The sequence below is a fragment of the Yersinia massiliensis genome, assembly GCF_003048255.1.
GTDB lineage: Bacteria > Pseudomonadota > Gammaproteobacteria > Enterobacterales > Enterobacteriaceae > Yersinia > Yersinia massiliensis_A.
The window spans coordinates 296294-322290 of sequence record NZ_CP028487.1; the positions used below are offsets into that span (position 1 = coordinate 296294).

A 25997-nucleotide genomic window follows, 5' to 3' on the forward strand; every position below is an offset into this window, starting at 1 on the left:
GATGCGTTTAAATACTCTGTCTCCGGCTGAAGGTGCCAAGCATGCGCCGAAGCGTGTAGGTCGTGGTATCGGTTCTGGCCTGGGTAAAACTGCTGGTCGTGGTCACAAAGGTCAGAACTCACGTTCTGGTGGTGGCGTACGTCGTGGTTTTGAAGGTGGTCAGATGCCTTTATATCGTCGTTTGCCGAAATTCGGCTTCACCTCTCGCAAAGCTATGATCACGGCAGAAGTTCGTCTGTCTGAACTGGCTTTAGTGGAAGGCGACGTAATCGACCTGAACACGCTGAAAGCCGCTAACGTTGTTGGTACCCAGATTGAATTCGCGAAAGTTATGCTTTCTGGCGAAATCACTCGTGCGGTAACTCTTCGTGGTCTGCGTGTCACCAAAGGCGCTCGTGCTGCTATCGAAGCTGCTGGCGGTAAAATTGAGGAATAAGTAGCAGATGGCTAAGCAACCAGGATTAGATTTTCAAAGTGCTAAAGGCGGATTAGGCGAACTGAAGCGCAGACTTTTGTTTGTTATCGGTGCGCTTATTGTTTTCCGTATCGGCTCTTTTATTCCGATTCCTGGTATCGATGCCACTGTGCTTGCTAAATTGCTCGAGCAGCAGAGAGGGACCATCATTGAAATGTTTAACATGTTCTCTGGTGGTGCTCTCAGTCGTGCTTCTATCTTTGCCTTGGGTATCATGCCGTATATTTCGGCATCAATTATTATCCAACTGTTAACGGTGGTTCATCCAGCGTTAGCAGAAATAAAGAAAGAAGGGGAAGCTGGCCGTCGTAAGATCAGTCAGTACACCCGTTATGGCACGTTGGTATTGGCTATATTCCAATCGATCGGTATTGCTACCGGTCTGCCGAATATGCCTGGGATGCAAGGTCTGGTTATCAATCCAGGCTTTGCTTTCTATTTTACCGCTGTCGTTAGCTTGGTCACTGGGACAATGTTCCTGATGTGGCTTGGCGAACAGATTACTGAGCGTGGTATCGGTAACGGTATTTCTATCATAATCTTCGCTGGTATTGTTGCCGGTCTACCACCTGCAATAGCCCATACCATCGAGCAAGCTCGGCAAGGCGACCTGCACTTCCTCCTGTTGCTGTTGGTTGCAGTATTAGTGTTTGCAGTAACCTTCTTCGTTGTTTTCATTGAACGTGGTCAACGTCGTATCGTCGTTAACTATGCTAAACGTCAACAAGGTCGTCGTGTTTATGCAGCACAGAGCACACACTTACCGTTGAAAGTGAATATGGCTGGGGTTATCCCAGCAATCTTTGCTTCCAGCATAATTCTGTTCCCTGCCACGATTGCATCATGGTTTGGGGGCGGGACAGGTTGGAACTGGTTGACGACTATTTCAATGTATTTGCAACCAGGTCAACCGCTTTATGTGTTACTCTATGCGTCTGCAATCATCTTCTTCTGTTTCTTCTACACGGCGCTAGTTTTCAACCCGCGTGAAACAGCAGATAACCTGAAGAAGTCCGGTGCATTCGTGCCAGGAATTCGTCCGGGAGAGCAAACGGCGAAGTACATCGATAAAGTAATGACGCGTCTAACCTTAATTGGTGCGATGTATATTACTTTCATCTGCCTGATCCCGGAGTTCATGCGTGACGCGATGAAAGTACCATTTTACTTTGGTGGTACCTCCCTACTTATCGTAGTGGTGGTCATCATGGACTTTATGGCTCAAGTGCAAACTCTGATGATGTCGAGTCAATACGAGTCTGCATTGAAGAAAGCAAACCTGAAAGGCTATAACCGCTAATTCAGGTATGTTTGAGAAGTTACGGAGAGTAAAAATGAAAGTTCGTGCTTCCGTCAAGAAATTATGTCGTAACTGCAAAATTGTTAAGCGTAACGGTGTCGTTCGCGTAATTTGTAGTGCCGAACCAAAGCATAAACAGCGTCAAGGCTGATTTATCTTGCATATTTTTCTTGCAAAGTTGGGTTGAGCTGGCTAGATTAGCCAGCCAATCTTTTGTATGTGACTGCAATGCTATTTGAGTATCCTGAAAACGGGCTTTTCAGAATGGTATTGCTGTATAAAATAGTAGGAGTGCATAGTGGCCCGTATAGCAGGCATTAACATTCCTGATCAGAAACATACCGTTATCGCATTAACTGCGATCTACGGCATCGGTAAAACTCGCTCACAGGCTATCTGTGTTGCTGCGGGTATTGCTGAAAATGTTAAGATCAGTGAGCTGTCTGAAGAGCAAATCGAGAAGCTGCGTGACGAAGTTGCCAAGTACGTTGTAGAAGGTGATCTGCGTCGTGAGGTGACCCTGAGCATCAAGCGTCTGATGGACCTTGGGACTTATCGTGGTTTGCGTCATCGTCGTGGTCTACCAGTTCGCGGTCAGCGTACTAAGACCAACGCACGTACCCGTAAGGGTCCGCGTAAACCGATCAAGAAATAATCGGGGTGATTGAATAATGGCAAAGGCACCTATTCGTGCACGTAAGCGTGTAAGAAAGACAGTCTCTGACGGTGTGGCTCATATCCATGCTTCTTTCAACAACACCATCGTTACCATTACAGATCGTCAAGGTAACGCATTGGGTTGGGCAACAGCAGGTGGTTCCGGTTTCCGTGGATCTCGTAAGTCTACTCCGTTCGCAGCGCAAGTTGCAGCAGAGCGCTGCGCTGACGCAGTGAAAGAATACGGTATCAAGAATCTGGAAGTTATGGTTAAAGGACCTGGTCCGGGCCGTGAGTCTACTATCCGTGCGTTAAACGCGGCTGGTTTCCGCATCACTAATATTACTGATGTGACTCCGATCCCTCATAACGGTTGTCGTCCGCCGAAAAAGCGCCGCGTATAACGCTGCTTTTAGGTTTGTTGGAGAGAGAAAATGGCAAGATATTTGGGGCCTAAGCTCAAGCTGAGCCGTCGTGAGGGCACAGACTTATTCCTTAAGTCTGGCGTTCGTGCGATTGACACCAAGTGTAAGATCGAACAACCACCTGGCCAGCATGGTGCGCGTAAACCGCGTCTGTCTGACTACGGTGTGCAGTTACGTGAAAAACAAAAAGTTCGCCGTATCTATGGTGTTCTAGAACGTCAATTCCGTAACTACTATAAAGAAGCAGCACGTCTGAAAGGCAACACTGGTGCAAACCTGTTGCAACTGCTGGAAGGTCGTCTGGATAACGTAGTTTACCGTATGGGCTTTGGCGCAACTCGTGCTGAATCACGTCAGCTGGTTAGTCATAAAGCTATCATGGTAAATGGTCGCGTTGTTAACATCGCTTCTTATCAGGTATCTCCGAATGACGTAGTCAGCATCCGTGAGAAAGCTAAAAAGCAGTCTCGTGTTAAGGCAGCTTTGGAGCTGGCTGAGCAGCGTGAAAAGCCGACTTGGCTGGAAGTTGATGCTGTTAAGATGGAAGGTGTGTTCAAACGTATTCCTGAACGTACTGATCTATCTGCGGACATTAATGAACACCTGATCGTCGAGCTTTACTCTAAGTAAAGCTTAGTACCAAAGAGAGGACACAATGCAGGGTTCTGTGACAGAGTTTCTAAAACCGCGCCTGGTAGATATCGAGCAAGTCAGTTCGACGCACGCCAAGGTGACCCTTGAGCCGTTAGAGCGTGGCTTTGGCCATACTCTCGGCAACGCACTGCGCCGTATTCTGCTTTCATCTATGCCGGGTTGCGCGGTGACCGAGGTTGAGATTGATGGTGTACTGCATGAGTACAGCACCAAAGAAGGCGTACAGGAAGATATCCTGGAGATCCTGCTCAACCTGAAAGGGCTGGCGGTGAGAGTTCAGGGTAAAGATGAAGTTATTCTTACCCTGAATAAGTCTGGCATTGGCCCTGTGACTGCAGCCGATATCACCCATGATGGTGATGTCGAAATCGTCAAGCCGCAGCACGTTATCTGCCACCTGACCGATGAGAATGCATCTATTAGTATGCGTATCAAAGTTCAACGTGGTCGTGGTTATGTGCCGGCTTCTGCCCGAATTCATTCGGAAGAAGATGAGCGCCCGATTGGTCGTCTGTTAGTAGACGCATGCTATAGCCCTGTAGAGCGTATTGCCTACAATGTTGAAGCAGCGCGTGTAGAACAGCGTACCGACCTGGACAAGTTGGTAATCGAGATGGAAACCAATGGTACGATCGATCCTGAAGAGGCGATCCGCCGTGCGGCAACTATCTTGGCTGAACAACTTGAAGCTTTCGTTGACTTACGTGATGTACGTCAGCCGGAAGTTAAAGAAGAGAAGCCAGAGTTTGATCCGATCCTGCTGCGCCCTGTTGACGATCTGGAATTGACTGTCCGCTCTGCTAACTGCCTCAAGGCAGAAGCTATCCACTACATCGGTGATCTGGTACAGCGTACCGAGGTTGAGTTGCTGAAAACGCCGAACCTGGGTAAAAAATCTCTTACTGAGATTAAAGACGTGCTCGCTTCACGTGGTCTTTCTTTAGGCATGCGCCTAGAAAATTGGCCGCCAGCTAGCATTGCTGACGAGTAACCGGATCACAGGTTAAGGTTTTACTGAGAAGGATAAGGTCATGCGCCATCGTAAGAGTGGTCGTCAACTGAACCGTAACAGCAGCCATCGCCAGGCTATGTTCCGTAACATGGCCGGCTCTTTGGTTCGTCATGAGATAATCAAGACGACCCTGCCGAAAGCGAAAGAGCTGCGTCGCGTTGTTGAGCCGCTGATTACTCTTGCCAAGACCGACAGCGTAGCTAATCGTCGTCTGGCATTCGCCCGTACTCGTGATAACGAGATCGTGGCAAAACTGTTTAACGAGCTAGGCCCGCGTTTCGCGAGCCGTGCCGGTGGTTACACTCGTATTCTGAAGTGTGGCTTCCGTGCAGGCGACAACGCACCGATGGCTTACATCGAGTTAGTTGATCGTGCTGCATCGCAAGCAGAAGTAGTTGCTGCAGAGTAATCTGTAAACGCGTAAAAAAACCGGGCTTGCCCGGTTTTTTTACGTCCATAACTTTAAGATGTACTCCGATTCTTCAGTGCACAGCCTCTTTTACCTATTATTAATCTGTTAATCTAAATGAAACTCTTATTTTCGTAGATCCTATTTTACAGGTGCTATATGGGATTAATTGATGAATGGGCTGAAAGATACATTGCCGATGCTCAGAAAAATGGTGAGTTCGATAATCTCTCAGGAAATGGCAAGCCTTTACAACTTGATGATGATTCTTTTGTACCTCTTGATTTGAGGGTTGGGTATAGATTATTGAAGAATGCGGGATATCTCCCCCCTGAATTGCAGGATCGCCAGGAAGCACTTACTATTGTTGACCTACTATCGCAATTAGGTAACCAGCATGATGCTCAAACAAAATTGCGTAGTCGACTAATGTTGCTGGAAATGAGGCTAAAACAAGCTGGGCTTAGCACTGACTTTTTGCATCAAGAATATCAGCATAGGGTGGCCGATAGACTATCAAATGAGGAATAGGCAATGTTCAAAATTGGGCAACTCGCTAAACTCGCCGATGTGACTCCAGATACCATCCGGTACTATGAGAAACAAGGAATGATGCAGCACGGTGAACGTACTGAGGGGGGCTATCGACTTTATAATGAACAAGATTTACAGCGCTTACGATTTATCCGCTATGCGAAACAACTCGGTTTTACATTGGAAACTATCACTGAATTATTGTCGATACGGGTAGATCCAGATCATCATACATGCCAAGAGTCAAAAGCAATTGTTGATTCACGGTTACATGATGTGGAATGCAAGATTGCCGAGCTTAAAAAAATGCGTGAGTCACTTAAGCGCCTTAGTAAGGCCTGCTGTGGAAGTTCACATGCAACGACTTACTGCTCCATTCTTGAAACATTGGAACAAGGGGCAACTGAAGAATTGGTCTTAGGCTAAAATTTTCACTGAGACATATCAATCAGTTCAAACAAGCAGTATTATCCGTAGGTTTTTTAATCTAAATAGTTATCGATGAGGCAATTAATATGACGACATATCGCCATACCAAGGGAAAAATAAAAGATAATGCATTAGAAGCGTTACTTCATGACCCACTTTTTAGGCAGCGTATTGAGAAAAATAGCAAAGGGAAAGGTAGTTACCAACGCAAAGATAAGCATGCAAAAGGCGGTAACTGGGAGGCCAGTGGTAAGCAATTCATTGATTATTTACCACTGGTTTTCTAATTTTCGGACTATAAAAAAGCCATCAAATATTGATGGCGTTAGCGTTTGATACAGTCGGAATTATTTTGATTGCTGTGCTTTGAGCAAATCACGAATCTCTGCCAAGAGTTTTTCTTCAGTTGTTGGCGCTGGCGGCGCTGCAGGTTCTTCCGCTTTTTCACGGCGTAGTTTATTCATAAGCTTAACCGCTGAGAATATTGCCAAGGCCACAATAACAAAATCAAAAATGCTCTGGATGAATGTACCGTAATTCATTACTACAGCGGGTATCGTTCCTTCGGCTGCACGTAATACGAAATGGAATTGTTTAAAATCGACGCCACCGAGTAATAGACCCAATGGTGGCATAATGATATCGGCAACAAGTGAAGAAACAATCCTGCCAAATGCTGCACCAATAATGACACCAACAGCTAAGTCGACTACATTGCCACGCATGGCAAATTCACGGAATTCCTTCATGAAACTCATAACCAACACCCCATTTCAAAATGAATAATTCTATTCTAGCTAATTAAAACTCGATACAGTCCTAATTATAGGAAGTTTTTCCTAACTTTCATGATATTGGTTTTAATTTATTAACCTATATAGATATCTTAACTATTACTCATTACAAGAAGAATGGGCTTGGTTGGAACAATCGTTCAACGTCGGGCACAAATTTCTTGTGAGTAATAAACATCACAACATGATCGCCCTGTTTAATAATTGAATTACTGTTAGCTATGATGACTTCATCACCGCGAACAATCGCGCCAATAGTCGTACCCGGTGGCAGCTTAATATCTTCCACCATGCGACCGACAACTTTTGAGGTACTTTCATCACCATGAGCAATAGCTTCAATTGCTTCTGCAACACCGCGCCTTAACGATGATACGCTGACGATATCAGCTTTACGAACATGGCCGAGCAGTGCAGAAATTGTGGCTTGCTGGGGTGAGATAACGATATCAATGACGCTTCCCTGAACGAGATCGACATAAGCGCTGCGCTGAATTAATACCATCGCCTTTTTAGCACCCATCCGTTTTGCCAGCATCGCAGACATTATATTCGCTTCATCATCATTGGTAATCGCGATAAAAACATCAACCTGCTCGATATGTTCCTCAGCCAGCAGTTCTTGGTCTGATGCGTCGCCATAAAAAACGATAGTATCATGTAACATTTCGGCTAGTTCAGCAGCTCTCTGTTGGTCGCGTTCAACTAATTTTACGCTATAATCTTTTTCTAACCGTAAGGCTAAACCGGCGCCAACATTGCCTCCACCAACAATCATTATGCGCTTATAGGGCTTCTCTAGACGCTGTAATTCACTCATTACTGCACGGATATGTTGCGAGGCCGCTACAAAGAAAACTTCGTCACCTGCTTCAATGATTGTTGAGCCTTGTGGGCGAATAGGGCGATCTTGACGAAATATCGCAGCAACTCTGGTGTCGATATGCGGCATATGTTCACGAAGTGAGGACAGTGCATTCCCCACTAAAGGTCCGCCATAATAGGCTTTAACGGCCGCGATACTGACTTTGCCTTCGGCAAAATTAACCACCTGCAGTGCACCAGGGTACTCAATCAATTTATAGATATAATCAATAACGAGTTGTTCTGGCGAAATGAGATGGTCAATCGGAACAGCTTCTGGAAGAAATAATTTGTCGGTTTCACGGATATATTCAGCTGAACGGATTCGAGCAATTCGATTTGGTGTATTAAATAGTGAGTAAGCAATTTGGCAAGCAACCATATTGGTTTCATCAGAATTCGTTACTGCAACCAACATATCGGCGTCTTCAGCTCCCGCCTCTCGTAAAACTCGAGGGTGCGATCCATGTCCTTGTATCACGCGTAGATCAAATTTATCTTGTAACTGACGTAGACGCCCAGCATCAACATCAACGACAGTGATATCATTGTTCTCACCCACCAGATTTTCCGCTAGGGTTCCACCAACTTGCCCCGCCCCAAGAATTATTATTTTCATAGCGTTCTCTGTTTCACACTGAAATTAGGTTTGAGGCGTAGTCAAAACCACGACTATCTTTTGATCACTTTTGCATAAAAGAAACCGTCGCCATCCTCAGGGTGGGGCAGGTTTTGTTTACCGGGTAATGTAATAGTACCTGTTTCAACCAGTTTGGCTTCAGCATGGCGTTGTAAGAATGCCATAATTTGCTGCTGATTTTCTTCCGGCAATATAGAACAGGTAGCATAAACCATTACGCCACCTTTTTTCAGTTTAGGCCAGATAGCTTCAATGATCTCGGATTGCAATTGGGCAAGTTCAGCAATATCACTATCGCGGCGTAACCATTTGATATCAGGGTGACGACGTATCACACCAGTTGCAGAGCAAGGTGCATCTAGCAGAATACGATCGAAGAGTTGACCACCGCACCATACCTCTGGTGTTCTTCCATCACCGACGCGCACGACAGCATGCAGTTGCAAACGCTTTAAGTTTTCTTTTACCCGATTGAGGCGCACTTCATCAATATCAACAGCCAATACATGGGCCTTTGGCGCAGCTTCTAGGATATGGGTTGTTTTGCCACCAGGAGCGGCGCAGAGATCAAGGATCTGCTCACCATCTTGCGGATCAAGCAGATCCACGCAACCTTGGGCAGATGCATCTTGCACGGTGGCCCAACCAAGTTCAAAGCCGGGTAGTGAATTGACAGCACAAGGAGTGATAAGGCGTAATGCATCGGGAAAAACATCATGTGGTGTTGCTTCAATACCTGCTTGTTTTAAAAGCTCAAGATATTCATTACGAGTATGATGCAGACGGTTAACACGTAACCACATTGGTGGTTTTTGATTATTTGCATCCAGTATTTGTTGCCATTGTTCGGGATATGCCCGCTTAATTCTTGCGAGTAACCAGCTTGGATGAAGATAGTGGCTATCGTTATTTCCCGCTCGCTCCAATAGCTCAACTTGTTGGCGTTGGAATTGACGCAATACGCCGTTGATCAATCCTTTCAATTGAGGACGTTTTAGCGCTGTAGCACCTTCCACTGTTTCTGCTAGCGCTGCATGAGCGGGAATGCGCGTATAAATTAGCTGGTAGAGTCCAACCATAATCAGATAGTGAAAAACCCGCTGTTTACCAGTCAATGGGCGAGCCATTAATTGCTGGATACACCACTCTAATTGCGGCAGGACACGCAAAGTGCCAAAACATAACTCCTGCAGCAATGCGCGATCTTTATCAGAAATATTATTGTGTAGCCCAGGCAAAACGGTACTGAGTGATTGCCCCTGATCCAATACTTGGCTAATTGCTTTGGCAGCGATGCTGCGGAGATTATATGTGTTTTTCATAACCAAAAAAGCTGACAAACGTCAGCAAATAAAGGGAAAGTAGCCCGATGAAAATGAGTCGGGCGATGAAATCTATTGAGTAAGTCGTTGAAACTGAATTTATTATGCTAACTGGCTCCCCGGCGCGAACAATTCGCGACGTGAATTTAATAAGTCAGCTACAGACATCACTTTTTTACCAGCAGGCTGTAGTTGCGTGATATTTAGAACACCGTCCCCCGTCATCACTTGAATTCCACGCTTATCAGCATGAATGATAGTTCCGGGCTGGGTATTATTCATCGCAGGGAGTACTTGTGCATGCCAAACTTTAACCGGTTGTTCATCAACGATAAAATAGCTGACAGGCCAAGGATTAAAAGCACGAATACAACGTTCTAACTGTGCCGCAGGAAGTGACCAATCTAATCTGGCTTCTTCTTTGCTAAGTTTTTCTGCGTAAGTTGCTAATGCTTCATTTTGTACTTCTGGCTGCGCACTGCCTTCGGCTAGTTGCTGAAGCGTCACCAATAAGCCTTGAGGGCCTAAGTAAGCAAGTTTATCGTACAATGTTGCACTCGTGTCATCCGGTTCAATATCGCATTCAATCTTATACAGCATGTCGCCGGTATCTAGTCCAACATCCATTTGCATGATTGTGACCCCAGTTTTTGCATCTCCAGCCCAGACTGAACGTTGGATTGGAGCAGCACCACGCCAGCGCGGCAGCAAGGAGCCATGGACATTGATACAGCCTAATCGCGGCATTGCCAACACCGATGCCGGTAATATCAGGCCATAGGCAACCACAACCATGATATCAGCCTTAAGATCGGCAACTAAATGTTGGTTTTCTTCCGGACGTAATGATTTTGGCTGAAAAACAGGAACATTGTGTTGCTCGGCCAATACCTTCACAGGGCTCGGGGTGAGTTTGTTACCTCGTCCTGCCGGGCGGTCCGGTTGAGTGAAAACACCAACAATTTGATGCTGAGAAGAAAGCAACGTACCTAAATGGCGCGCTGCAAAATCAGGTGTTCCGGCAAAAATAATCCGCAAAGAGTCAGACACGTAGATTTCCTGCAATGAGATGGATTAGTTGTCACGGGCATTCAATTTAGCCATTTTTTCTAGCTTCTGGCGGATACGCTGACGTTTCAGCGGTGACAAATAGTCCACAAATAGTTTCCCGACTAAGTGATCCATTTCATGCTGGATGCAAATCGCGAGTAAATCATCAGCTTCCAATTCGAACGTTTTACCGTCACGATCTAACGCCCTGATTTTTACTTTTTCGGCGCGAGGAACCAATGCACGTTGTTCCGGAATGGATAGGCAACCTTCTTCAATGCCTGTTTCACCGCTTTTTTCCAACAGTTCTGGGTTAATTAACACCAAACGTTGGTCACGGTTTTCGGAGACATCAATGACGATAATCTGCAGATGGACATCCACTTGAGTTGCGGCAAGACCAATCCCTTCCTCTGCGTACATCGTTTCGAACATGTCGTCGACAATACGCTGGATTTCACCATTGACTTCTTTTACAGGCGCAGCAATTTTGCGCAGCCGCTCATCTGGGTAATGTAATACTTGTAATACTGACATAAATATCTAGATCTGCGTCCGAGTAGTGAATGATATTCAATCTCTATTCTAGACATTTCTCGTCCGGATTGACAGCATTGGCTACCAATTGAACAAATCGGTGTCAGTGTAGAAACAAGCCAGGGAGGCGTATGTTATCAGCAGAATTATGGCTCAGGATGAGCAAAGTTAAGGGGTTTGGCGTAGCAAAAAGGAGTGGTTTGGCAAAGCGGTTACTTGCGAGTGGTGATATTCATCCCAGCAGATTAGTTGCTTACGGGCTGAACCCACTGCAATGTCAGCAATTTTATCAAGTTGATCCCCACTATATTGAGGCCGCATTAACTTGGCTAAATCATCCCTCCCACCATTTGTTGGCTTATGGCGAGCCTGGCTATCCACCTCGCTTAGCTCATATCTCAAGTGCACCTTTAGTACTTTTTGTTTCCGGCGATCTGGAGGTTATATACCGCCCACAAATCGCTATGGTTGGAAGTCGCCATTTTAGCCATTATGGTGAGCAGTGGGGCCGTCACTTTGCTTCAGAACTGGCCCAAACAGGATTAGTCATCACCAGCGGCCTTGCAATGGGGATTGATGGTATTTGTCATCAAGCAGCTTTGAATGCAAAAGGAAAAACTATCGCAGTATTGGGGAGCGGATTAGAGAATATTTATCCGTGGCGACACAACCATTTGGCGAAAGAGATAGAACAGCAAGGTGGGGCATTAGTCTCTGAGTTCTTTACGACGGCATTACCGATTGCAGCGCATTTCCCTAAAAGGAACCGTATAATTAGTGGGTTAAGTTTAGGTGTACTCGTTGTTGAAGCAACACTGAAAAGTGGCTCTTTGATTACAGCCAGTTATGCTATTGAACAAGGAAGAGATGTTTTTGCTTTACCGGGGCCATTAGGGAGTGCTGCCAGTGAAGGAGTGCACTGGTTGATTCAGCAAGGAGCCTATTTAGCAAGCTCTCCGCAGAGTATCGCTGAGCAGCTAAGCGGTTCGCTCCAGTGGATATCATTACCTGAGGAAGAAATTATTTCTTCCTCAGAGAAGCAAGTTGAATTGCCATTTGCTGATGTGTTGGCTAACGTAGGAGATGAGGTGACACCTGTTGATGTCGTCGCCGAACGTGCCGGCCAACCTGTGCCAGACATCGTAAGCAAATTGCTCGAGCTGGAGTTAGCAGGGTGGATCGCAGCAGTACCCGGCGGCTATGTCCGATTAAGGAGGGCAGGCCATGTTCGACGTTTTAATTTACTTATTTGAAACTTATATGCATAACGAGTCAGAAATGCTTGTCGACCAAGATAAGATTACTGACGATCTTGCTGACGCAGGTTTCTATCGTGAGGATATCAACAACGCCCTAAATTGGTTAGAGGCACTTGCCGATCTACAGGAAGGGCAGAAAGCACCTTATCTCTACGCCGCTGACCCGCAGGCATTACGTATTTATACGGCAGAAGAGTCCCAACGTCTGGATGTCACTTGCCGTGGTTTTATCCTGTTCCTAGAGCAAATTCAGGTCCTACACTTCGATACTCGAGAAATGGTTATCGATCGAATTATGGCGCTAGATTCTAATGAGCTGGATCTGGAAGATCTGAAGTGGGTTGTGCTGATGGTGTTGTTTAACATACCGGGTAATGAAAATGCCTATCAGCAGATGGAAGAGCTACTTTTTGAAGTCAACGAAGGTTATGTGCATTAAGTGGTAATTCCACTGGCTAATAACTTTATTATAGAAGGCGTTATGACGAAAACAGTTACTGCCAAGGATAATGGTTCATGTCCTGAATGCGGCTCGGCTCTAGTCATCCGCAGTGGGGGGCATGGCCCATTCCTTGGTTGTTCACACTATCCCGACTGCCAGTATATTCGCCCTTTAAAAGCACAATCTGATGGTCATATTGTAAAAGTCCTAGATGGGCAGTTTTGTCCTAAATGTGGCTCAGAGATGGTATTGCGCCAAGGGCGTTTTGGTATGTTTATTGGGTGCAGCCAATATCCACAATGTGATCATACTGAAGTGATTGATAAACCGGATGAGACATCGATAAATTGTCCGCAATGTGGTCAAGGAAAACTCCTTCAACGTAAGTCACGTTTTGGGAAGATTTTCCATGCCTGTAACCGTTATCCAGATTGCCAATTTACTATTAACCAGCAACCTATTGCTGGAAACTGCTGTTATTGTCACTATCCATTGTTAATGGAAAAGAGAACAGCGCAAGGCGTCAAATTTTTTTGCGCCAGTAAGTTATGTGGGAAGGTCGTAGAAAGTGAGTAATAACAAGGTGAGTATAAAAAAGAATAATGATGGTTTGGCAGAAGTATTACGGGCCTTACAGCAAGAAGAGGTTATTGCTTATCCGACAGAGGCTGTTTTTGGCTTAGGTTGCGACCCTGATAGTGAAAAGGCAGTGAATGCTTTATTAGCTTTAAAGCAACGCCCATGGCAAAAGGGCTTAATCCTTATTGCAGCAAGTTATGAGCAATTAAAACCCTACGTTGATGATTCAGCGTTAAGTGATCTACAACGTGAGACGATTTTTTCCTGTTGGCCAGGACCAGTAACATGGGTTATTCCCGCTAGAGTAGATACACCACATTGGCTTACGGGGGATTTTGATTCATTGGCCGTCAGGGTGAGTGACCACCCACTTGTCCAACAATTGTGTTTGCAATATGGCAAACCAGTGGTTTCAACCAGCGCTAATTTGAGTGGTCTTGAGCCTTGTCGTACAGAAGAAGAAGTAAGAACACAATTTGGCCCTTCACTACCGGTGCTCCTCGGCAAGGTTGGTGGTCGCTTAAAACCATCTGAAATCAGAGATGCTTTAACCGGTAAGCAATTTCGTCAAGGGTAGGAAATAGCATGGATCAGAAGTTCGCAGTGTTTGGTAATCCAATTGGGCACAGTAAATCGCCGAGGATCCATGCACTTTTTGCTGAGCAAACAGGTATAGAACATCATTACGGTAAGGTGCTCGCTCCGACTGAAACGTTTGAAGAAGTGTTAGCGCGCTTTTTTGCTGATGGTGCAGCGGGAGCAAACATCACAACACCATTTAAAGAACGTGCATACGCCAAATGTGATGAACTAACAGATCGTGCATCATTGGCAGGAGCTGTTAATACGATCAAGCAGTTAGAGGATGGCCGCTTATTAGGTGACAATACGGATGGTATTGGCTTGCTAAGTGACCTTGAACGGCTCCATTTGATTCATGAAACCGATAACATCTTGTTAGTGGGGGCTGGGGGAGCAGCGCATGGTGTTATCCTTCCATTGTTATCGTATGGATGTAAGGTTGTTGTGACTAATCGGACTTATGCCCGCGCCAAACAACTTGCTGAAGTTTTCCACCATTTGGGTGATATTGATGCTGCTGAAATGCATGCTATACACGAGCGTCAATTTGACTTAATTATCAATGCGACAGCTTCTGGCATTCATGGTGAAGTTCCAAACTTACCGACAAGTATTATCGGCCCTCAAACACGTTGTTACGATATGTTTTATCAGGCTGAGGACACGCCATTTTTAGTTTGGTGCAAGCGGCTTGGTGTGAATTCTTCTGCGGATGGTTTGGGTATGCTAGTGGGACAAGCAGCACATGCTTTTCAGCTCTGGCATGGTGTAATGCCTGAAATTTCGCCAGTACTAAATCAACTGCGTAATGAACTACATAAATAGAAGAGCAGAATAATGCAGGAAAGATATAAGCCTATTTCCTGCATCATCTATTATGACAACTAATTCAGTCTCGGCTATTTAGTTTCTGCCAAATACTCATCTTTCCAGCGTACGTAGTTACCTGCCGAGTAAAGAAGACCTTCTAATTCTGCAGGTGTTAACGGCCTGATTTGTTTGGCAGGACTACCCATATATAGGAAACCACTGGCCAATCGCTTCCCAGGAGCAATAAGGCTGCCGGCACCAATCATCACATCATCTTCTATAATTGCCCCATCTAATAGGATCGACCCCATCCCAACGAGTACTCTGTTGCCGATAGTACAACCATGAAGCATAGCTTTGTGTCCCACAGTCACATCTTCACCAATAATCAGCGGATCCCCTTCGGGATTATGCTCAGACTTATGGGTAACGTGTAACACACTGCCGTCTTGAATATTTGAACGTGCGCCAATAACGACTTGATTGACGTCACCTCGGATAGCCACTAGTGGCCAGATACTGACATCATCGCCCAAGATAACATTGCCAATGATCACGCTGGATCTATCGATCATTACGCGAGAACCTAAAGTTGGAAAATCCTGCTGAAAGGGGCGAATAGCATCAGACATAACAATAACCTCACTTATAAGATCACTTTTACTGGCAATACTAGCCGTTGCTGATGAAATTACAACCAATCAGGGAGCGGTGCGGCAGTAAATACACAGCGGATCGACCAAGATCTACACGTAAGGAGTGAAAAGTATTCAAACAGTAGAAAAAGGCGAAAAAAGGGTTGTGCAAAAAATTCGACTCCCTATAATGCGCATCCATCGAGACGGCACATGACGAATCAAGTAGTTAAGTGACCGGCAAAGAGAACAGAGAAAATCAACGAAATAAGTAGTTGACTCTGAGTGAGGAAAGCGTAATATGCGCACCTCGAGTTACTGACCGGAAGGTTGCTAACTCACTGCTCTTTAACAATTTATCAGACAATCTGTGTGGGCACTCGCAAGACGATATCGAAGCCTGTTTCGACAGGCAGAAGCAATATCAAAGTCTTGAAGAGTGACCAAAGCAGTAAACATTTGAACTTCGGTTCGAATGCATATTTGCAGAAAGTAATCTTTGAGCATCGCTACTTCGGTAGCAAATCAAACAAATCTTAAATTGAAGAGTTTGATCATGGCTCAGATTGAACGCTGGCGGCAGGCCTAACACATGCAAGTCGAGCGGCAGCGGAAAGTAGCTTGCTACTTTGCCGGCGAGCGGCGGACGGGTGAGTAATGTCTGGGGATCTGCCTGATGGAGGGGGATAACTACTGGAAACGGTAGCTAATACCGCATGACCTCGAAAGAGCAAAGTGGGGGACCTTCGGGCCTCACGCCATCGGATGAACCCAGATGGGATTAGCTAGTAGGTGGGGTAATGGCTCACCTAGGCGACGATCCCTAGCTGGTCTGAGAGGATGACCAGCCACACTGGAACTGAGACACGGTCCAGACTCCTACGGGAGGCAGCAGTGGGGAATATTGCACAATGGGCGCAAGCCTGATGCAGCCATGCCGCGTGTGTGAAGAAGGCCTTCGGGTTGTAAAGCACTTTCAGCGAGGAGGAAGGCATTGTGGTTAATAACCGCAGTGATTGACGTTACTCGCAGAAGAAGCACCGGCTAACTCCGTGCCAGCAGCCGCGGTAATACGGAGGGTGCAAGCGTTAATCGGAATTACTGGGCGTAAAGCGCACGCAGGCGGTTTGTTAAGTCAGATGTGAAATCCCCGCGCTTAACGTGGGAACTGCATTTGAAACTGGCAAGCTAGAGTCTTGTAGAGGGGGGTAGAATTCCAGGTGTAGCGGTGAAATGCGTAGAGATCTGGAGGAATACCGGTGGCGAAGGCGGCCCCCTGGACAAAGACTGACGCTCAGGTGCGAAAGCGTGGGGAGCAAACAGGATTAGATACCCTGGTAGTCCACGCTGTAAACGATGTCGACTTGGAGGTTGTGCCCTTGAGGCGTGGCTTCCGGAGCTAACGCGTTAAGTCGACCGCCTGGGGAGTACGGCCGCAAGGTTAAAACTCAAATGAATTGACGGGGGCCCGCACAAGCGGTGGAGCATGTGGTTTAATTCGATGCAACGCGAAGAACCTTACCTACTCTTGACATCCACAGAACTTAGCAGAGATGCTTCGGTGCCTTCGGGAACTGTGAGACAGGTGCTGCATGGCTGTCGTCAGCTCGTGTTGTGAAATGTTGGGTTAAGTCCCGCAACGAGCGCAACCCTTATCCTTTGTTGCCAGCACGTAATGGTGGGAACTCAAGGGAGACTGCCGGTGACAAACCGGAGGAAGGTGGGGATGACGTCAAGTCATCATGGCCCTTACGAGTAGGGCTACACACGTGCTACAATGGCAGATACAAAGTGAAGCGAACTCGCGAGAGCAAGCGGACCACATAAAGTCTGTCGTAGTCCGGATTGGAGTCTGCAACTCGACTCCATGAAGTCGGAATCGCTAGTAATCGTAGATCAGAATGCTACGGTGAATACGTTCCCGGGCCTTGTACACACCGCCCGTCACACCATGGGAGTGGGTTGCAAAAGAAGTAGGTAGCTTAACCTTCGGGAGGGCGCTTACCACTTTGTGATTCATGACTGGGGTGAAGTCGTAACAAGGTAACCGTAGGGGAACCTGCGGTTGGATCACCTCCTTACCTCACGATACGCATTGCGTAGTGTCCACACAGATTGTCTGATAGAAAGTAACGAGCAAATAAGGCCGGACTGAGAAATTAGTCGGGCTTTAGTACCTTGTTGGGTCTGTAGCTCAGGTGGTTAGAGCGCACCCCTGATAAGGGTGAGGTCGGTGGTTCAAGTCCACTCAGACCCACCAACTCACCATTCCCTGTTGAGTTGCAGCAATAAGGTGATTTGCTTTTTATATGGGGCTATAGCTCAGCTGGGAGAGCGCCTGCCTTGCACGCAGGAGGTCAGCGGTTCGATCCCGCTTAGCTCCACCATATAAAAAACTATTTCAAAACGTACTGCGGTCGCAAGGCTTCAGTGGGTTGTGAAATATTGCTCTTTAACAATCTGGAACAAGCTGAAAATTGAAACCATACAGCTGAACATTATCTCACCGTAGAAGTATCGAGATAATCAGTAACCTGTGTGAGAGTCTCTCAATAATCACAGCATGAAGGTCTTTATCTTCACGATAAAACATCTTTGGGTTGTGAGGTTAAGCGACTAAGCGTACACGGTGGATGCCTAGGCAGTCAGAGGCGATGAAGGGCGTGCTAATCTGCGAAAAGCGTCGGTAAGCTGATATGAAGCGTAATAACCGACGATACCCGAATGGGGAAACCCAGTGCAATTCGTTGCACTATCGTTAGATGAATACATAGTCTAACGAGGCGAACCGGGGGAACTGAAACATCTAAGTACCCCGAGGAAAAGAAATCAACCGAGATTCCCCCAGTAGCGGCGAGCGAACGGGGAGGAGCCCAGAGTCTGAATCAAGTGGTGTGTTAGTGGAAGCGTCTGGAAAGTCGCACGGTACAGGGTGATAGTCCCGTACACCAAAACACACTGCTTGTGAACTCGATGAGTAGGGCGGGACACGTGACATCCTGTCTGAATATGGGGGGACCATCCTCCAAGGCTAAATACTCCTGACTGACCGATAGTGAACCAGTACCGTGAGGGAAAGGCGAAAAGAACCCCGGCGAGGGGAGTGAAATAGAACCTGAAACCGTGTACGTACAAGCAGTGGGAGCACCTTCGTGGTGTGACTGCGTACCTTTTGTATAATGGGTCAGCGACTTATATTTTGTAGCAAGGTTAACCGAATAGGGGAGCCGTAGGGAAACCGAGTCTTAACTGGGCGTCTAGTTGCAAGGTATAGACCCGAAACCCGGTGATCTAGCCATGGGCAGGTTGAAGGTTGGGTAACACTAACTGGAGGACCGAACCGACTAATGTTGAAAAATTAGCGGATGACTTGTGGCTGGGGGTGAAAGGCCAATCAAACCGGGAGATAGCTGGTTCTCCCCGAAAGCTATTTAGGTAGCGCCTCGTGAACTCATCTTCGGGGGTAGAGCACTGTTTCGGCTAGGGGGCCATCCCGGCTTACCAAACCGATGCAAACTCCGAATACCGAAGAATGTTATCACGGGAGACACACGGCGGGTGCTAACGTCCGTCGTGAAGAGGGAAACAACCCAGACCGCCAGCTAAGGTCCCAAAGTCATGGTTAAGTGGGAAACGATGTGGGAAGGCATAGACAGCCAGGATGTTGGCTTAGAAGCAGCCATCATTTAAAGAAAGCGTAATAGCTCACTGGTCGAGTCGGCCTGCGCGGAAGATGTAACGGGGCTAAACCATGCACCGAAGCTGCGGCAGCGACGCTTAGGCGTTGTTGGGTAGGGGAGCGTTCTGTAAGCCGTTGAAGGTGGTCTGTGAGGACTGCTGGAGGTATCAGAAGTGCGAATGCTGACATAAGTAACGATAATGCGGGTGAAAAACCCGCACGCCGGAAGACCAAGGGTTCCTGTCCAACGTTAATCGGGGCAGGGTGAGTCGACCCCTAAGGCGAGGCTGAAAAGCGTAGTCGATGGGAAACAGGTTAATATTCCTGTACTTGGTGTTACTGCGAAGGGGGGACGGAGAAGGCTAGGCTAGCCGGGCGACGGTTGTCCCGGTTTAAGCATGTAGGCGGAGTGACTTGGTAAATCCGGTTGCTTATCAACGCTGAGGTGTGATGACGATGCACTACGGTGCAGAAGTAGTTGATGCCATGCTTCCAGGAAAAGCCTCTAAGCATCAGGTAACACGAAATCGTACCCCAAACCGACACAGGTGGTCAGGTAGAGAATACTCAGGCGCTTGAGAGAACTCGGGTGAAGGAACTAGGCAAAATGGTGCCGTAACTTCGGGAGAAGGCACGCTGGCGCTAGGTGAAGAGACTTGCTCTCGGAGCTGAAGCCAGTCGCAGATACCAGCTGGCTGCAACTGTTTAATAAAAACACAGCACTGTGCAAACACGAAAGTGGACGTATACGGTGTGACGCCTGCCCGGTGCTGGAAGGTTAATTGATGGGGTCAGCCGCAAGGCGAAGCTCTTGATCGAAGCCCCAGTAAACGGCGGCCGTAACTATAACGGTCCTAAGGTAGCGAAATTCCTTGTCGGGTAAGTTCCGACCTGCACGAATGGCGTAATGATGGCCAGGCTGTCTCCACCCGAGACTCAGTGAAATTGAACTCGCTGTGAAGATGCAGTGTACCCGCGGCAAGACGGAAAGACCCCGTGAACCTTTACTATAGCTTGACACTGAACATTGAGCCTTGATGTGTAGGATAGGTGGGAGGCATCGAAGTGTGGACGCCAGTCTGCATGGAGCCAACCTTGAAATACCACCCTTTAATGTTTGATGTTCTAACTCGGCCCCATAATCTGGGGTGAGGACAGTGTCTGGTGGGTAGTTTGACTGGGGCGGTCTCCTCCCAAAGAGTAACGGAGGAGCACGAAGGTTAGCTAATCACGGTCGGACATCGTGAGGTTAGTGCAAAGGCATAAGCTAGCTTGACTGCGAGAGTGACGGCTCGAGCAGGTACGAAAGTAGGTCTTAGTGATCCGGTGGTTCTGAATGGAAGGGCCATCGCTCAACGGATAAAAGGTACTCCGGGGATAACAGGCTGATACCGCCCAAGAGTTCATATCGACGGCGGTGTTTGGCACCTCGATGTCGGCTCATCACATCCTGGGGCTGAAGTAGGTCCCAAGGGTATGGCTGTTCGCCATTTAAAGTGGTACGCGAGCTGGGTTTAGAACGTCGTGAGACAGTTCGGTCCCTATCTGCCGTGGGCGTTGGAAGATTGAGAGGGGCTGCTCCTAGTACGAGAGGACCGGAGTGGACGAATCACTGGTGTTCGGGTTGTCATGCCAATGGCATTGCCCGGTAGCTAAATTCGGAAGAGATAACCGCTGAAAGCATCTAAGCGGGAAACTTGCCTCGAGATGAGTCTTCCCTGGGGCTTCAAGCCCCCTGAAGGAACGTTAAAGACGATGACGTTGATAGGCTGGGTGTGTAAGTGCAGCGATGCATTGAGCTAACCAGTACTAATGATCCGTGAGGCTTAACCTTACAACACCAAAGGTGTTTTGGTGGTATTGAGAGAGAGATTTTCAGCGAAGTTCCGAGATTGGGTTGACTGGCTGCGCGAAGAGACGTGTAGCGGGTTGATTTAGACAGAATTTGCCTGGCGGCCATAGCGCGGTGGTCCCACCTGATCCCATGCCGAACTCAGAAGTGAAACGCCGTAGCGCCGATGGTAGTGTGGGGTCTCCCCATGCGAGAGTAGGACACTGCCAGGCATCAAATAAACAAAAGAGGCTACCCTAACGGGTGGCCTTTTTTGCTTTTCTGCTATTAAAAAATCTATCCGAAAGAAATGATACTCCTTAACAAGTAGTGCTGATTTTATGGCGTCTTTGCGGTCTGCTTGTCCTCAGGGCAATAGACCCTTTGTCATCTATTTCTAGCTACCTTCAGGGAGGCTTTTTCTTTATAGATCTTTTTGTCCTAGTCACAATTAAGATCAAACTGGCTAATATATCGGCTACAGATAGTGTGACTCCCGCAATGAAACATTTTCAGGTTGCAGGAGAACGCTCGACTTTTCATCACAAACCCGCTATCTTCAGGCATCTAGAAGTCTAAACGTATAAACGGATATATTGAGGATATAGGCATGCCAATTCGGGTTCCTGATGAATTACCTGCGGTGAGTTTCTTGCGCAATGAGAATGTCTTTGTCATGACCTCATCACGTGCAAAAACTCAGGAAATTCGTCCCCTGAAGGTGTTAGTTTTGAATCTGATGCCTAAGAAAATTGAGACGGAAAATCAATTCCTGCGTTTACTCTCCAACTCCCCCTTACAAGTCGATATTCAATTACTGCGCATTGATAGCCGTGAGTCAAAGAATACCCCAGCGGAGCATCTGAACAACTTCTATTGCGACTTTGAGGATATCCAAGATCAGAACTTCGATGGGCTGATAGTCACTGGCGCACCTCTAGGATTGGTCGATTTCTGTGACGTTGCGTACTGGCCGCAGATTGAGCGAATTATCGCTTGGGCGAAGGATCACGTTACATCAACGCTGTTTGTGTGCTGGGCAGTTCAAGCGGCGTTAAATATCTTATATGGCATTCCTAAGATGACTCGTGAGGTCAAACTCTCAGGTATTTATCAGCATCAAACACGAGAGCCGCTAGCACTGCTTACTCGAGGTTTTGACGAGACGTTTCTCGCTCCTCATTCTCGCTATGCTGATTTCCCGCTTGAGGTGCTTCAGCAATATACCGATTTGGATATATTAGTCTCATCAGAAGAGGCTGGCGCTTATCTATTTGCCAGCAAAGATAAGCGGATGGCTTTCGTCACGGGTCATCCCGAATACGATGTTGATACTCTCGCGGGAGAATATGAACGTGATGTCCTCGCAGGGCTTAATCCGAAAGTCCCCCTGAATTATTTCCCTGAGGATGATGCGACATTGCCACCCAAAGCGTCATGGCGCAGTCATGGGCATCTGTTGTTTGCTAATTGGCTCAACTACTATGTCTACCAAATCACGCCTTTTGATTTGCGCCATATGAATCCTACGCTCGATTAAATTCCCCTGTTAATCCTCAGTTATGGCGGCTGAATCGAAGCCGCCAGCCTATTTTCCCTCCTAATAAGTATCACTCTCCTCTCATTAACTGGTCTGATCTCTTTGAAAAACAATAACTTATCTCGCAAAAATTGATTGAATGGAAGTTGATTCCTATCTTCAGGCTCATCACGATAATGTTAACAACATGATAAATAAAGATTAAAAAAATATTTTATATAAAAATGGAAATCGTTTTTGATTTTCACAATTAATTGATTATTCTTAGTGCTGTCGGGATGAAAAATGACCATGAAATCTAGCCTTCAATTTATAGCCGAAGCGTATTACCCGATAAGAGTCCAATAGTGACGCTGTATTAGCGTTGATGTGAAAGTCGTGAGATGGGGAAGGGGAAGGGTAATGACACAACAGATAGTCGGCACGGAGTTAGTTTTCACCCAGCATTTTAACACTGCTGAACGGCAGGTTTTACCTGATGACGCTATTGAGTTTTTGGCGGAATTGGTCGTGAAATTTGCAGCGCCACGTAGCAAACTCCTTGCTGCACGGGCCTCTTGGCAGCAGACCATCGATCAAGGTGCATTGCCTGATTTCATTTCGGAAACCACTTCCATTCGCGACGGTGACTGGAAGATTCAAGGCATTCCTGCAGACTTGCGTGATCGCAGAGTAGAAATTACAGGTCCAGTTGAGCGCAAAATGGTGATTAATGCCCTCAATGCGAATGTAAAAGTCTTTATGGCCGACTTTGAGGATTCACTCGCACCTAGCTGGGATAAGGTCATCGAAGGGCAGATTAATTTGCACGATGCGGTAAAAGGGACAATCTCTTATGCAAACGAATCCGGCAAAATCTATCAGCTAAAGCCCAATCCTGCGGTATTGATTGCCCGAGTTCGTGGGCTGCACTTACCGGAAAAACACGTTAAATGGCAAGGGGAAGATATCCCTGGCAACTTGTTCGATTTCGCCTTGTATTTCTATCATAACTATAAGTTATTGCTTGCGAACGGCAGCGGCCCCTATTTCTACTTACCGAAGATGCAGTCCTACCAAGAAGCGGCTTGGTGGAGTGAGGTATTCAGTTTCACTGAGCAGCGTTTCGATTTGCCGCAAGGCACTATCAAAGCCACGGTATTGATTGAGACATTGCCCGCGGTATTCCAGATGGACGAAATTCTCTACCATCTGCGCCATCATATTGTGGCTTTAAACTGTGGTCGCTGGGATTATATCTTCAGTTATATCAAGACGCTGAAAAATCACAGCGATCGTGTGTTGCCAGATCGTCAGTCAGTCACGATGACTAAACCATTCTTAAGTGCCTACTCTCGTTTACTGATCAAAACTTGCCATAAGCGTGGTGCATTGGCGATGGGCGGTATGGCAGCCTTTATCCCGAACAAAGACCCAGAAAAAAATGCACTGGTTCTGGATAAAGTTCGCGCTGATAAAGAGTTAGAAGCCAGTAATGGCCACGATGGCACCTGGGTTGCCCACCCCGGTCTGGCCGATACCGTGATGGATGTTTTTAACAAGGTATTGGGCGAACGACCAAACCAACTAGAGGTGAGTCGTGAGCAAGACAAACCCATCACTGCGGCAGAACTGTTGGAGCCTTGCACGGGCGATCGTACCGAAGAAGGCATGCGAGCCAATATCCGCGTGGCGGTGCAATACATTGAAGCATGGATATCCGGTAATGGATGTGTGCCGATTTATGGCCTGATGGAAGATGCCGCAACGGCTGAGATTTCCCGTACTTCTATCTGGCAATGGATACATCACCAAAAAAGTCTGAGCAATGGGCAAACGGTGACGAAAGAGCTGTTCCGAAGCATGTTGAGTGAAGAAATGCAGGTAGTGAAGCTTGAACTTGGCACAGAACGTTTTGATGGTGGGCGGTTTGAAGAAGCTGCACGTCTGATGGAGCGTATTACAACACAAGACGAGCTTATCGACTTCCTGACGTTGCCGGGCTACGCATTACTCGCCTGAGATACCCTTCGTCTTTGAAGCAGCAGCGGTGTTAGCGACGTTCGCTCACCCGAATTACTGACTTGTGTCAGCTCATCGGGATTCGTTCACTGGCTGCCTAACTGCAACTTCAATGACGTTGGGTATAACGCTCTATTAAACCCTACAAAATTAGACAATAAGGAATATCGCCATGACAACCTCTCGTACTCAACAAATTCAGCAATTGGAACAGGAATGGAAATCAGCGCGTTGGGAAGGTATTACCCGCCCCTATAGTGCCGAGGAAGTGATTAAGCTGCGTGGGTCCGTTAATCCAGAGTGCACATTAGCCCAGCATGGCGCGAAAAAACTATGGGCGCTACTGCACGGCGAATCACGCAAAGGTTATATCAACTGTTTGGGTGCGCTCACGGGGGGTCAGGCATTGCAACAAGCGAAGGCGGGTGTCGAGGCAATTTACTTATCAGGCTGGCAGGTTGCCGCTGATGCTAATACGGCGTCCAGCATGTACCCCGATCAGTCGCTATATCCGGTCGACTCAGTTCCTGCGGTGGTTAAGCGCATTAATAACAGCTTCCGTCGCGCGGATCAGATCCAATGGTCAAATAGCATTGAACCGGGTAGCAAAGGTTATACCGACTATTTCCTGCCAATCGTGGCCGATGCCGAAGCCGGTTTTGGTGGCGTATTGAATGCGTTTGAATTGATGAAAGCCATGATTGAAGCCGGTGCTGCTGGCGTTCACTTCGAAGACCAATTAGCCGCAGTGAAAAAATGTGGTCATATGGGCGGCAAGGTCTTGGTGCCAACTCAGGAAGCTATTCAGAAACTGGTGGCCGCCCGCTTAGCAGCTGATGTTTTAGGCGTACCAACGTTACTGATTGCTCGTACCGATGCCGATGCTGCCGATTTACTGACCTCTGATTGCGATCCGTATGACAGTGAGTTTATTACGGGTGAGCGCACCGCAGAAGGTTTCTTCCGTACCCACGCCGGCGTTGAGCAAGCTATCAGTCGTGGTTTGGCCTATGCCCCTTACGCTGATTTGGTTTGGTGTGAGACCTCTACGCCGGACTTGGCGCTAGCTAAACGTTTTGCTGATGCGATTCACGCTAAATTCCCAGGTAAATTGTTGGCTTACAACTGTTCGCCATCATTTAACTGGAAAAAGAATCTGACCGACCAACAAATCGCTAGCTTCCAAGATGACTTGTCTGCGATGGGCTACAAATATCAATTTATTACGCTGGCAGGCATCCACAGCATGTGGTTCAACATGTTCGATCTGGCCCATGCCTACGCGCAGGGCGAGGGTATGAAACATTACGTCGAGAAGGTACAGCAACCAGAATTTGCTTCCGTTGAGCGCGGCTATACCTTTGCCTCTCATCAGCAAGAAGTCGGCACGGGTTACTTCGATAAAGTCACCAATATCATTCAGGGCGGTGAGTCATCCGTGACAGCACTGACCGGCTCGACGGAAGAACAACAGTTCTAATCGAGTGTTTGATAAGCGTGCGTTTTATCAGGAGCCTGCTTTTGCAGGCTCTGTTCC

Annotated in this window: 25 protein-coding genes, 2 tRNA genes and 3 rRNA genes; 24 read left to right on the top strand and 6 right to left on the bottom strand. The window is 47.2% G+C overall.

From position 1 onward, the window contains the following. The first annotated feature begins 1 nt into the window (after position 1). The 11 genes from rplO (at position 2) to DA391_RS01375 (ending at position 6182) form a co-directional block, all read left to right on the top strand. On the top strand, positions 2-436 hold the full coding sequence (gene rplO / locus DA391_RS01325) for a 50S ribosomal protein L15 (protein WP_004391411.1): 435 nt from the start codon (positions 2-4) through the stop codon (positions 434-436). A gap of 7 nt (positions 437-443) precedes the next feature. Continuing rightward, on the top strand, positions 444-1775 hold the full coding sequence (secY, locus tag DA391_RS01330; protein ID WP_002213344.1) for a preprotein translocase subunit SecY: 1332 nt from the start codon (positions 444-446) through the stop codon (positions 1773-1775). 34 nt (positions 1776-1809) lie between these two features. Beyond that, positions 1810-1926 (top strand): 50S ribosomal protein L36, encoded by a 117-nt coding sequence (gene rpmJ / locus DA391_RS01335; protein ID WP_002227352.1) that lies wholly within the window; start codon positions 1810-1812, stop codon positions 1924-1926. 147 nt (positions 1927-2073) lie between these two features. After that, a complete protein-coding gene (rpsM, locus tag DA391_RS01340) occupies positions 2074-2430 on the top strand; it encodes a 30S ribosomal protein S13 (RefSeq protein ID WP_004702348.1) in 357 nt (118 codons plus the stop codon). 16 nt (positions 2431-2446) lie between these two features. Next, on the top strand, positions 2447-2836 hold the full coding sequence (gene rpsK / locus DA391_RS01345) for a 30S ribosomal protein S11 (protein WP_004709234.1): 390 nt from the start codon (positions 2447-2449) through the stop codon (positions 2834-2836). A gap of 30 nt (positions 2837-2866) precedes the next feature. Continuing rightward, entirely contained in the window at positions 2867-3487 is a 621-nt protein-coding gene (rpsD, locus tag DA391_RS01350; RefSeq protein ID WP_002218949.1) for a 30S ribosomal protein S4, read from the top strand. Positions 3488-3512: 25 nt separating this feature from the next. Next, a complete protein-coding gene (locus tag DA391_RS01355; RefSeq protein ID WP_002438685.1) occupies positions 3513-4502 on the top strand; it encodes a DNA-directed RNA polymerase subunit alpha in 990 nt (329 codons plus the stop codon). A gap of 40 nt (positions 4503-4542) precedes the next feature. Further along, positions 4543-4932: a 50S ribosomal protein L17 gene (gene rplQ / locus DA391_RS01360; protein ID WP_004391407.1), complete on the top strand. Its 390-nt coding sequence runs from the start codon at positions 4543-4545 to the stop codon at positions 4930-4932. Between the two features lie 159 nt (positions 4933-5091). Then, positions 5092-5463 carry a DUF1992 domain-containing protein gene (locus DA391_RS01365; protein ID WP_050083094.1) on the top strand — a complete coding sequence of 124 codons (372 nt, stop codon included), beginning with the start codon at positions 5092-5094 and terminating at the stop codon, positions 5461-5463. A 3-nt stretch (positions 5464-5466) separates the two neighbouring features. After that, positions 5467-5892: a Zn(2+)-responsive transcriptional regulator gene (zntR, locus tag DA391_RS01370; RefSeq protein ID WP_050083099.1), complete on the top strand. Its 426-nt coding sequence runs from the start codon at positions 5467-5469 to the stop codon at positions 5890-5892. 89 nt (positions 5893-5981) lie between these two features. After that, on the top strand, positions 5982-6182 hold the full coding sequence (locus DA391_RS01375; RefSeq protein ID WP_050083100.1) for an alternative ribosome-rescue factor A: 201 nt from the start codon (positions 5982-5984) through the stop codon (positions 6180-6182). A 60-nt stretch (positions 6183-6242) separates the two neighbouring features. Here DA391_RS01375 and mscL read toward each other — a convergent pair whose 3' ends face one another. From mscL to def, 5 genes are all read right to left on the bottom strand, one after another. Then, positions 6243-6653: a large-conductance mechanosensitive channel protein MscL gene (gene mscL, locus DA391_RS01380; protein WP_019213306.1), complete on the bottom strand. Its 411-nt coding sequence runs from the start codon at positions 6651-6653 to the stop codon at positions 6243-6245. A gap of 142 nt (positions 6654-6795) precedes the next feature. Next, positions 6796-8172, bottom strand: a complete 1377-nt coding sequence (trkA, locus tag DA391_RS01385; RefSeq protein WP_019213307.1) for a Trk system potassium transporter TrkA — start codon at positions 8170-8172, stop codon at positions 6796-6798. A gap of 53 nt (positions 8173-8225) precedes the next feature. After that, on the bottom strand, positions 8226-9515 hold the full coding sequence (gene rsmB, locus DA391_RS01390; RefSeq protein ID WP_108087277.1) for a 16S rRNA (cytosine(967)-C(5))-methyltransferase RsmB: 1290 nt from the start codon (positions 9513-9515) through the stop codon (positions 8226-8228). Between the two features lie 102 nt (positions 9516-9617). Continuing rightward, a complete protein-coding gene (gene fmt, locus DA391_RS01395) occupies positions 9618-10565 on the bottom strand; it encodes a methionyl-tRNA formyltransferase (RefSeq protein ID WP_108087278.1) in 948 nt (315 codons plus the stop codon). Between the two features lie 24 nt (positions 10566-10589). Next, complete coding sequence (gene def / locus DA391_RS01400) at positions 10590-11102, bottom strand: peptide deformylase (RefSeq protein ID WP_019213310.1); 513 nt, start codon at positions 11100-11102, stop codon at positions 10590-10592. Between the two features lie 131 nt (positions 11103-11233). Between def and dprA the strand changes: the two genes are divergently transcribed. The 5 genes from dprA to aroE are packed head-to-tail and all read left to right on the top strand — an operon-like array spanning position 11234 to position 14789. Beyond that, positions 11234-12355, top strand: a complete 1122-nt coding sequence (dprA, locus tag DA391_RS01405) for a DNA-protecting protein DprA (RefSeq protein ID WP_050874083.1) — start codon at positions 11234-11236, stop codon at positions 12353-12355. Beyond that, positions 12327-12800, top strand: a complete 474-nt coding sequence (locus DA391_RS01410) for a DUF494 family protein (protein ID WP_049609332.1) — start codon at positions 12327-12329, stop codon at positions 12798-12800. The genes dprA and DA391_RS01410 overlap by 29 nt, the downstream gene beginning before the upstream one ends. A 42-nt stretch (positions 12801-12842) precedes the next feature. Continuing rightward, positions 12843-13379, top strand: coding sequence for a DNA topoisomerase family protein (locus DA391_RS01415; protein ID WP_050083110.1), 537 nt, complete (start codon positions 12843-12845; stop codon positions 13377-13379). Next, positions 13372-13959 carry an L-threonylcarbamoyladenylate synthase type 1 TsaC gene (gene tsaC / locus DA391_RS01420; RefSeq protein ID WP_409994397.1) on the top strand — a complete coding sequence of 196 codons (588 nt, stop codon included), beginning with the start codon at positions 13372-13374 and terminating at the stop codon, positions 13957-13959. Before DA391_RS01415 ends, tsaC begins: the two co-directional genes overlap by 8 nt. 8 nt (positions 13960-13967) lie before the next feature. After that, positions 13968-14789: a shikimate dehydrogenase gene (gene aroE / locus DA391_RS01425; protein WP_050874081.1), complete on the top strand. Its 822-nt coding sequence runs from the start codon at positions 13968-13970 to the stop codon at positions 14787-14789. A gap of 74 nt (positions 14790-14863) precedes the next feature. Here aroE and DA391_RS01430 read toward each other — a convergent pair whose 3' ends face one another. After that, positions 14864-15406 (bottom strand): gamma carbonic anhydrase family protein, encoded by a 543-nt coding sequence (locus DA391_RS01430; RefSeq protein ID WP_050874078.1) that lies wholly within the window; start codon positions 15404-15406, stop codon positions 14864-14866. Between the two features lie 541 nt (positions 15407-15947). Here DA391_RS01430 and DA391_RS01445 point away from each other — a divergent pair. From DA391_RS01445 to aceA, 8 genes are all read left to right on the top strand, one after another. Beyond that, positions 15948-17490: ribosomal RNA gene (locus DA391_RS01445) — 16S ribosomal RNA — on the top strand. Positions 17491-17592: 102 nt separating this feature from the next. Then, positions 17593-17669, top strand: a tRNA-Ile gene (locus DA391_RS01450). A 51-nt stretch (positions 17670-17720) separates the two neighbouring features. After that, positions 17721-17796: transfer RNA gene (locus tag DA391_RS01455), tRNA-Ala, on the top strand. 219 nt (positions 17797-18015) lie between these two features. Beyond that, positions 18016-20922 (top strand): 23S ribosomal RNA (locus DA391_RS01460). A 114-nt stretch (positions 20923-21036) separates the two neighbouring features. Beyond that, positions 21037-21152 (top strand): 5S ribosomal RNA (gene rrf / locus DA391_RS01465). The 16S, 23S and 5S rRNA genes sit together here with 2 tRNA genes alongside, the layout of an rRNA operon. A gap of 377 nt (positions 21153-21529) precedes the next feature. Then, complete coding sequence (gene metA / locus DA391_RS01470) at positions 21530-22459, top strand: homoserine O-acetyltransferase MetA (RefSeq protein WP_050082958.1); 930 nt, start codon at positions 21530-21532, stop codon at positions 22457-22459. A gap of 402 nt (positions 22460-22861) precedes the next feature. Then, positions 22862-24460: a malate synthase A gene (gene aceB, locus DA391_RS01475; RefSeq protein WP_050286681.1), complete on the top strand. Its 1599-nt coding sequence runs from the start codon at positions 22862-22864 to the stop codon at positions 24458-24460. Positions 24461-24632: 172 nt separating this feature from the next. Further along, positions 24633-25940, top strand: a complete 1308-nt coding sequence (gene aceA / locus DA391_RS01480) for an isocitrate lyase (RefSeq protein WP_050286680.1) — start codon at positions 24633-24635, stop codon at positions 25938-25940. The last annotated feature ends 57 nt before the right edge of the window (positions 25941-25997 follow it).

Bases quoted from the DNA above. Each gene is read 5' to 3' on its own strand.
- rplO (WP_004391411.1), top strand. From the start codon at position 2: ATGCGTTTAAATACTCTGTCTCCGGCTGAAGGTGCCAAGCATGCGCCG.
- secY (WP_002213344.1), top strand. From the start codon at position 444: ATGGCTAAGCAACCAGGATTAGATTTTCAAAGTGCTAAAGGCGGATTA.
- rpmJ (WP_002227352.1), top strand. From the start codon at position 1,810: ATGAAAGTTCGTGCTTCCGTCAAGAAATTATGTCGTAACTGCAAAATT.
- rpsK (WP_004709234.1), top strand. From the start codon at position 2,447: ATGGCAAAGGCACCTATTCGTGCACGTAAGCGTGTAAGAAAGACAGTC.
- rpsD (WP_002218949.1), top strand. From the start codon at position 2,867: ATGGCAAGATATTTGGGGCCTAAGCTCAAGCTGAGCCGTCGTGAGGGC.
- DA391_RS01355 (WP_002438685.1), top strand. From the start codon at position 3,513: ATGCAGGGTTCTGTGACAGAGTTTCTAAAACCGCGCCTGGTAGATATC.
- rplQ (WP_004391407.1), top strand. From the start codon at position 4,543: ATGCGCCATCGTAAGAGTGGTCGTCAACTGAACCGTAACAGCAGCCAT.
- DA391_RS01365 (WP_050083094.1), top strand. From the start codon at position 5,092: ATGGGATTAATTGATGAATGGGCTGAAAGATACATTGCCGATGCTCAG.
- zntR (WP_050083099.1), top strand. From the start codon at position 5,467: ATGTTCAAAATTGGGCAACTCGCTAAACTCGCCGATGTGACTCCAGAT.
- DA391_RS01375 (WP_050083100.1), top strand. From the start codon at position 5,982: ATGACGACATATCGCCATACCAAGGGAAAAATAAAAGATAATGCATTA.
- mscL (WP_019213306.1), bottom strand. From the start codon at position 6,653: ATGAGTTTCATGAAGGAATTCCGTGAATTTGCCATGCGTGGCAATGTA.
- trkA (WP_019213307.1), bottom strand. From the start codon at position 8,172: ATGAAAATAATAATTCTTGGGGCGGGGCAAGTTGGTGGAACCCTAGCG.
- rsmB (WP_108087277.1), bottom strand. From the start codon at position 9,515: ATGAAAAACACATATAATCTCCGCAGCATCGCTGCCAAAGCAATTAGC.
- def (WP_019213310.1), bottom strand. From the start codon at position 11,102: ATGTCAGTATTACAAGTATTACATTACCCAGATGAGCGGCTGCGCAAA.
- dprA (WP_050874083.1), top strand. From the start codon at position 11,234: ATGTTATCAGCAGAATTATGGCTCAGGATGAGCAAAGTTAAGGGGTTT.
- DA391_RS01410 (WP_049609332.1), top strand. From the start codon at position 12,327: ATGTTCGACGTTTTAATTTACTTATTTGAAACTTATATGCATAACGAG.
- DA391_RS01415 (WP_050083110.1), top strand. From the start codon at position 12,843: ATGACGAAAACAGTTACTGCCAAGGATAATGGTTCATGTCCTGAATGC.
- aroE (WP_050874081.1), top strand. From the start codon at position 13,968: ATGGATCAGAAGTTCGCAGTGTTTGGTAATCCAATTGGGCACAGTAAA.
- DA391_RS01430 (WP_050874078.1), bottom strand. From the start codon at position 15,406: ATGTCTGATGCTATTCGCCCCTTTCAGCAGGATTTTCCAACTTTAGGT.
- metA (WP_050082958.1), top strand. From the start codon at position 21,530: ATGCCAATTCGGGTTCCTGATGAATTACCTGCGGTGAGTTTCTTGCGC.
- aceB (WP_050286681.1), top strand. From the start codon at position 22,862: ATGACACAACAGATAGTCGGCACGGAGTTAGTTTTCACCCAGCATTTT.
- aceA (WP_050286680.1), top strand. From the start codon at position 24,633: ATGACAACCTCTCGTACTCAACAAATTCAGCAATTGGAACAGGAATGG.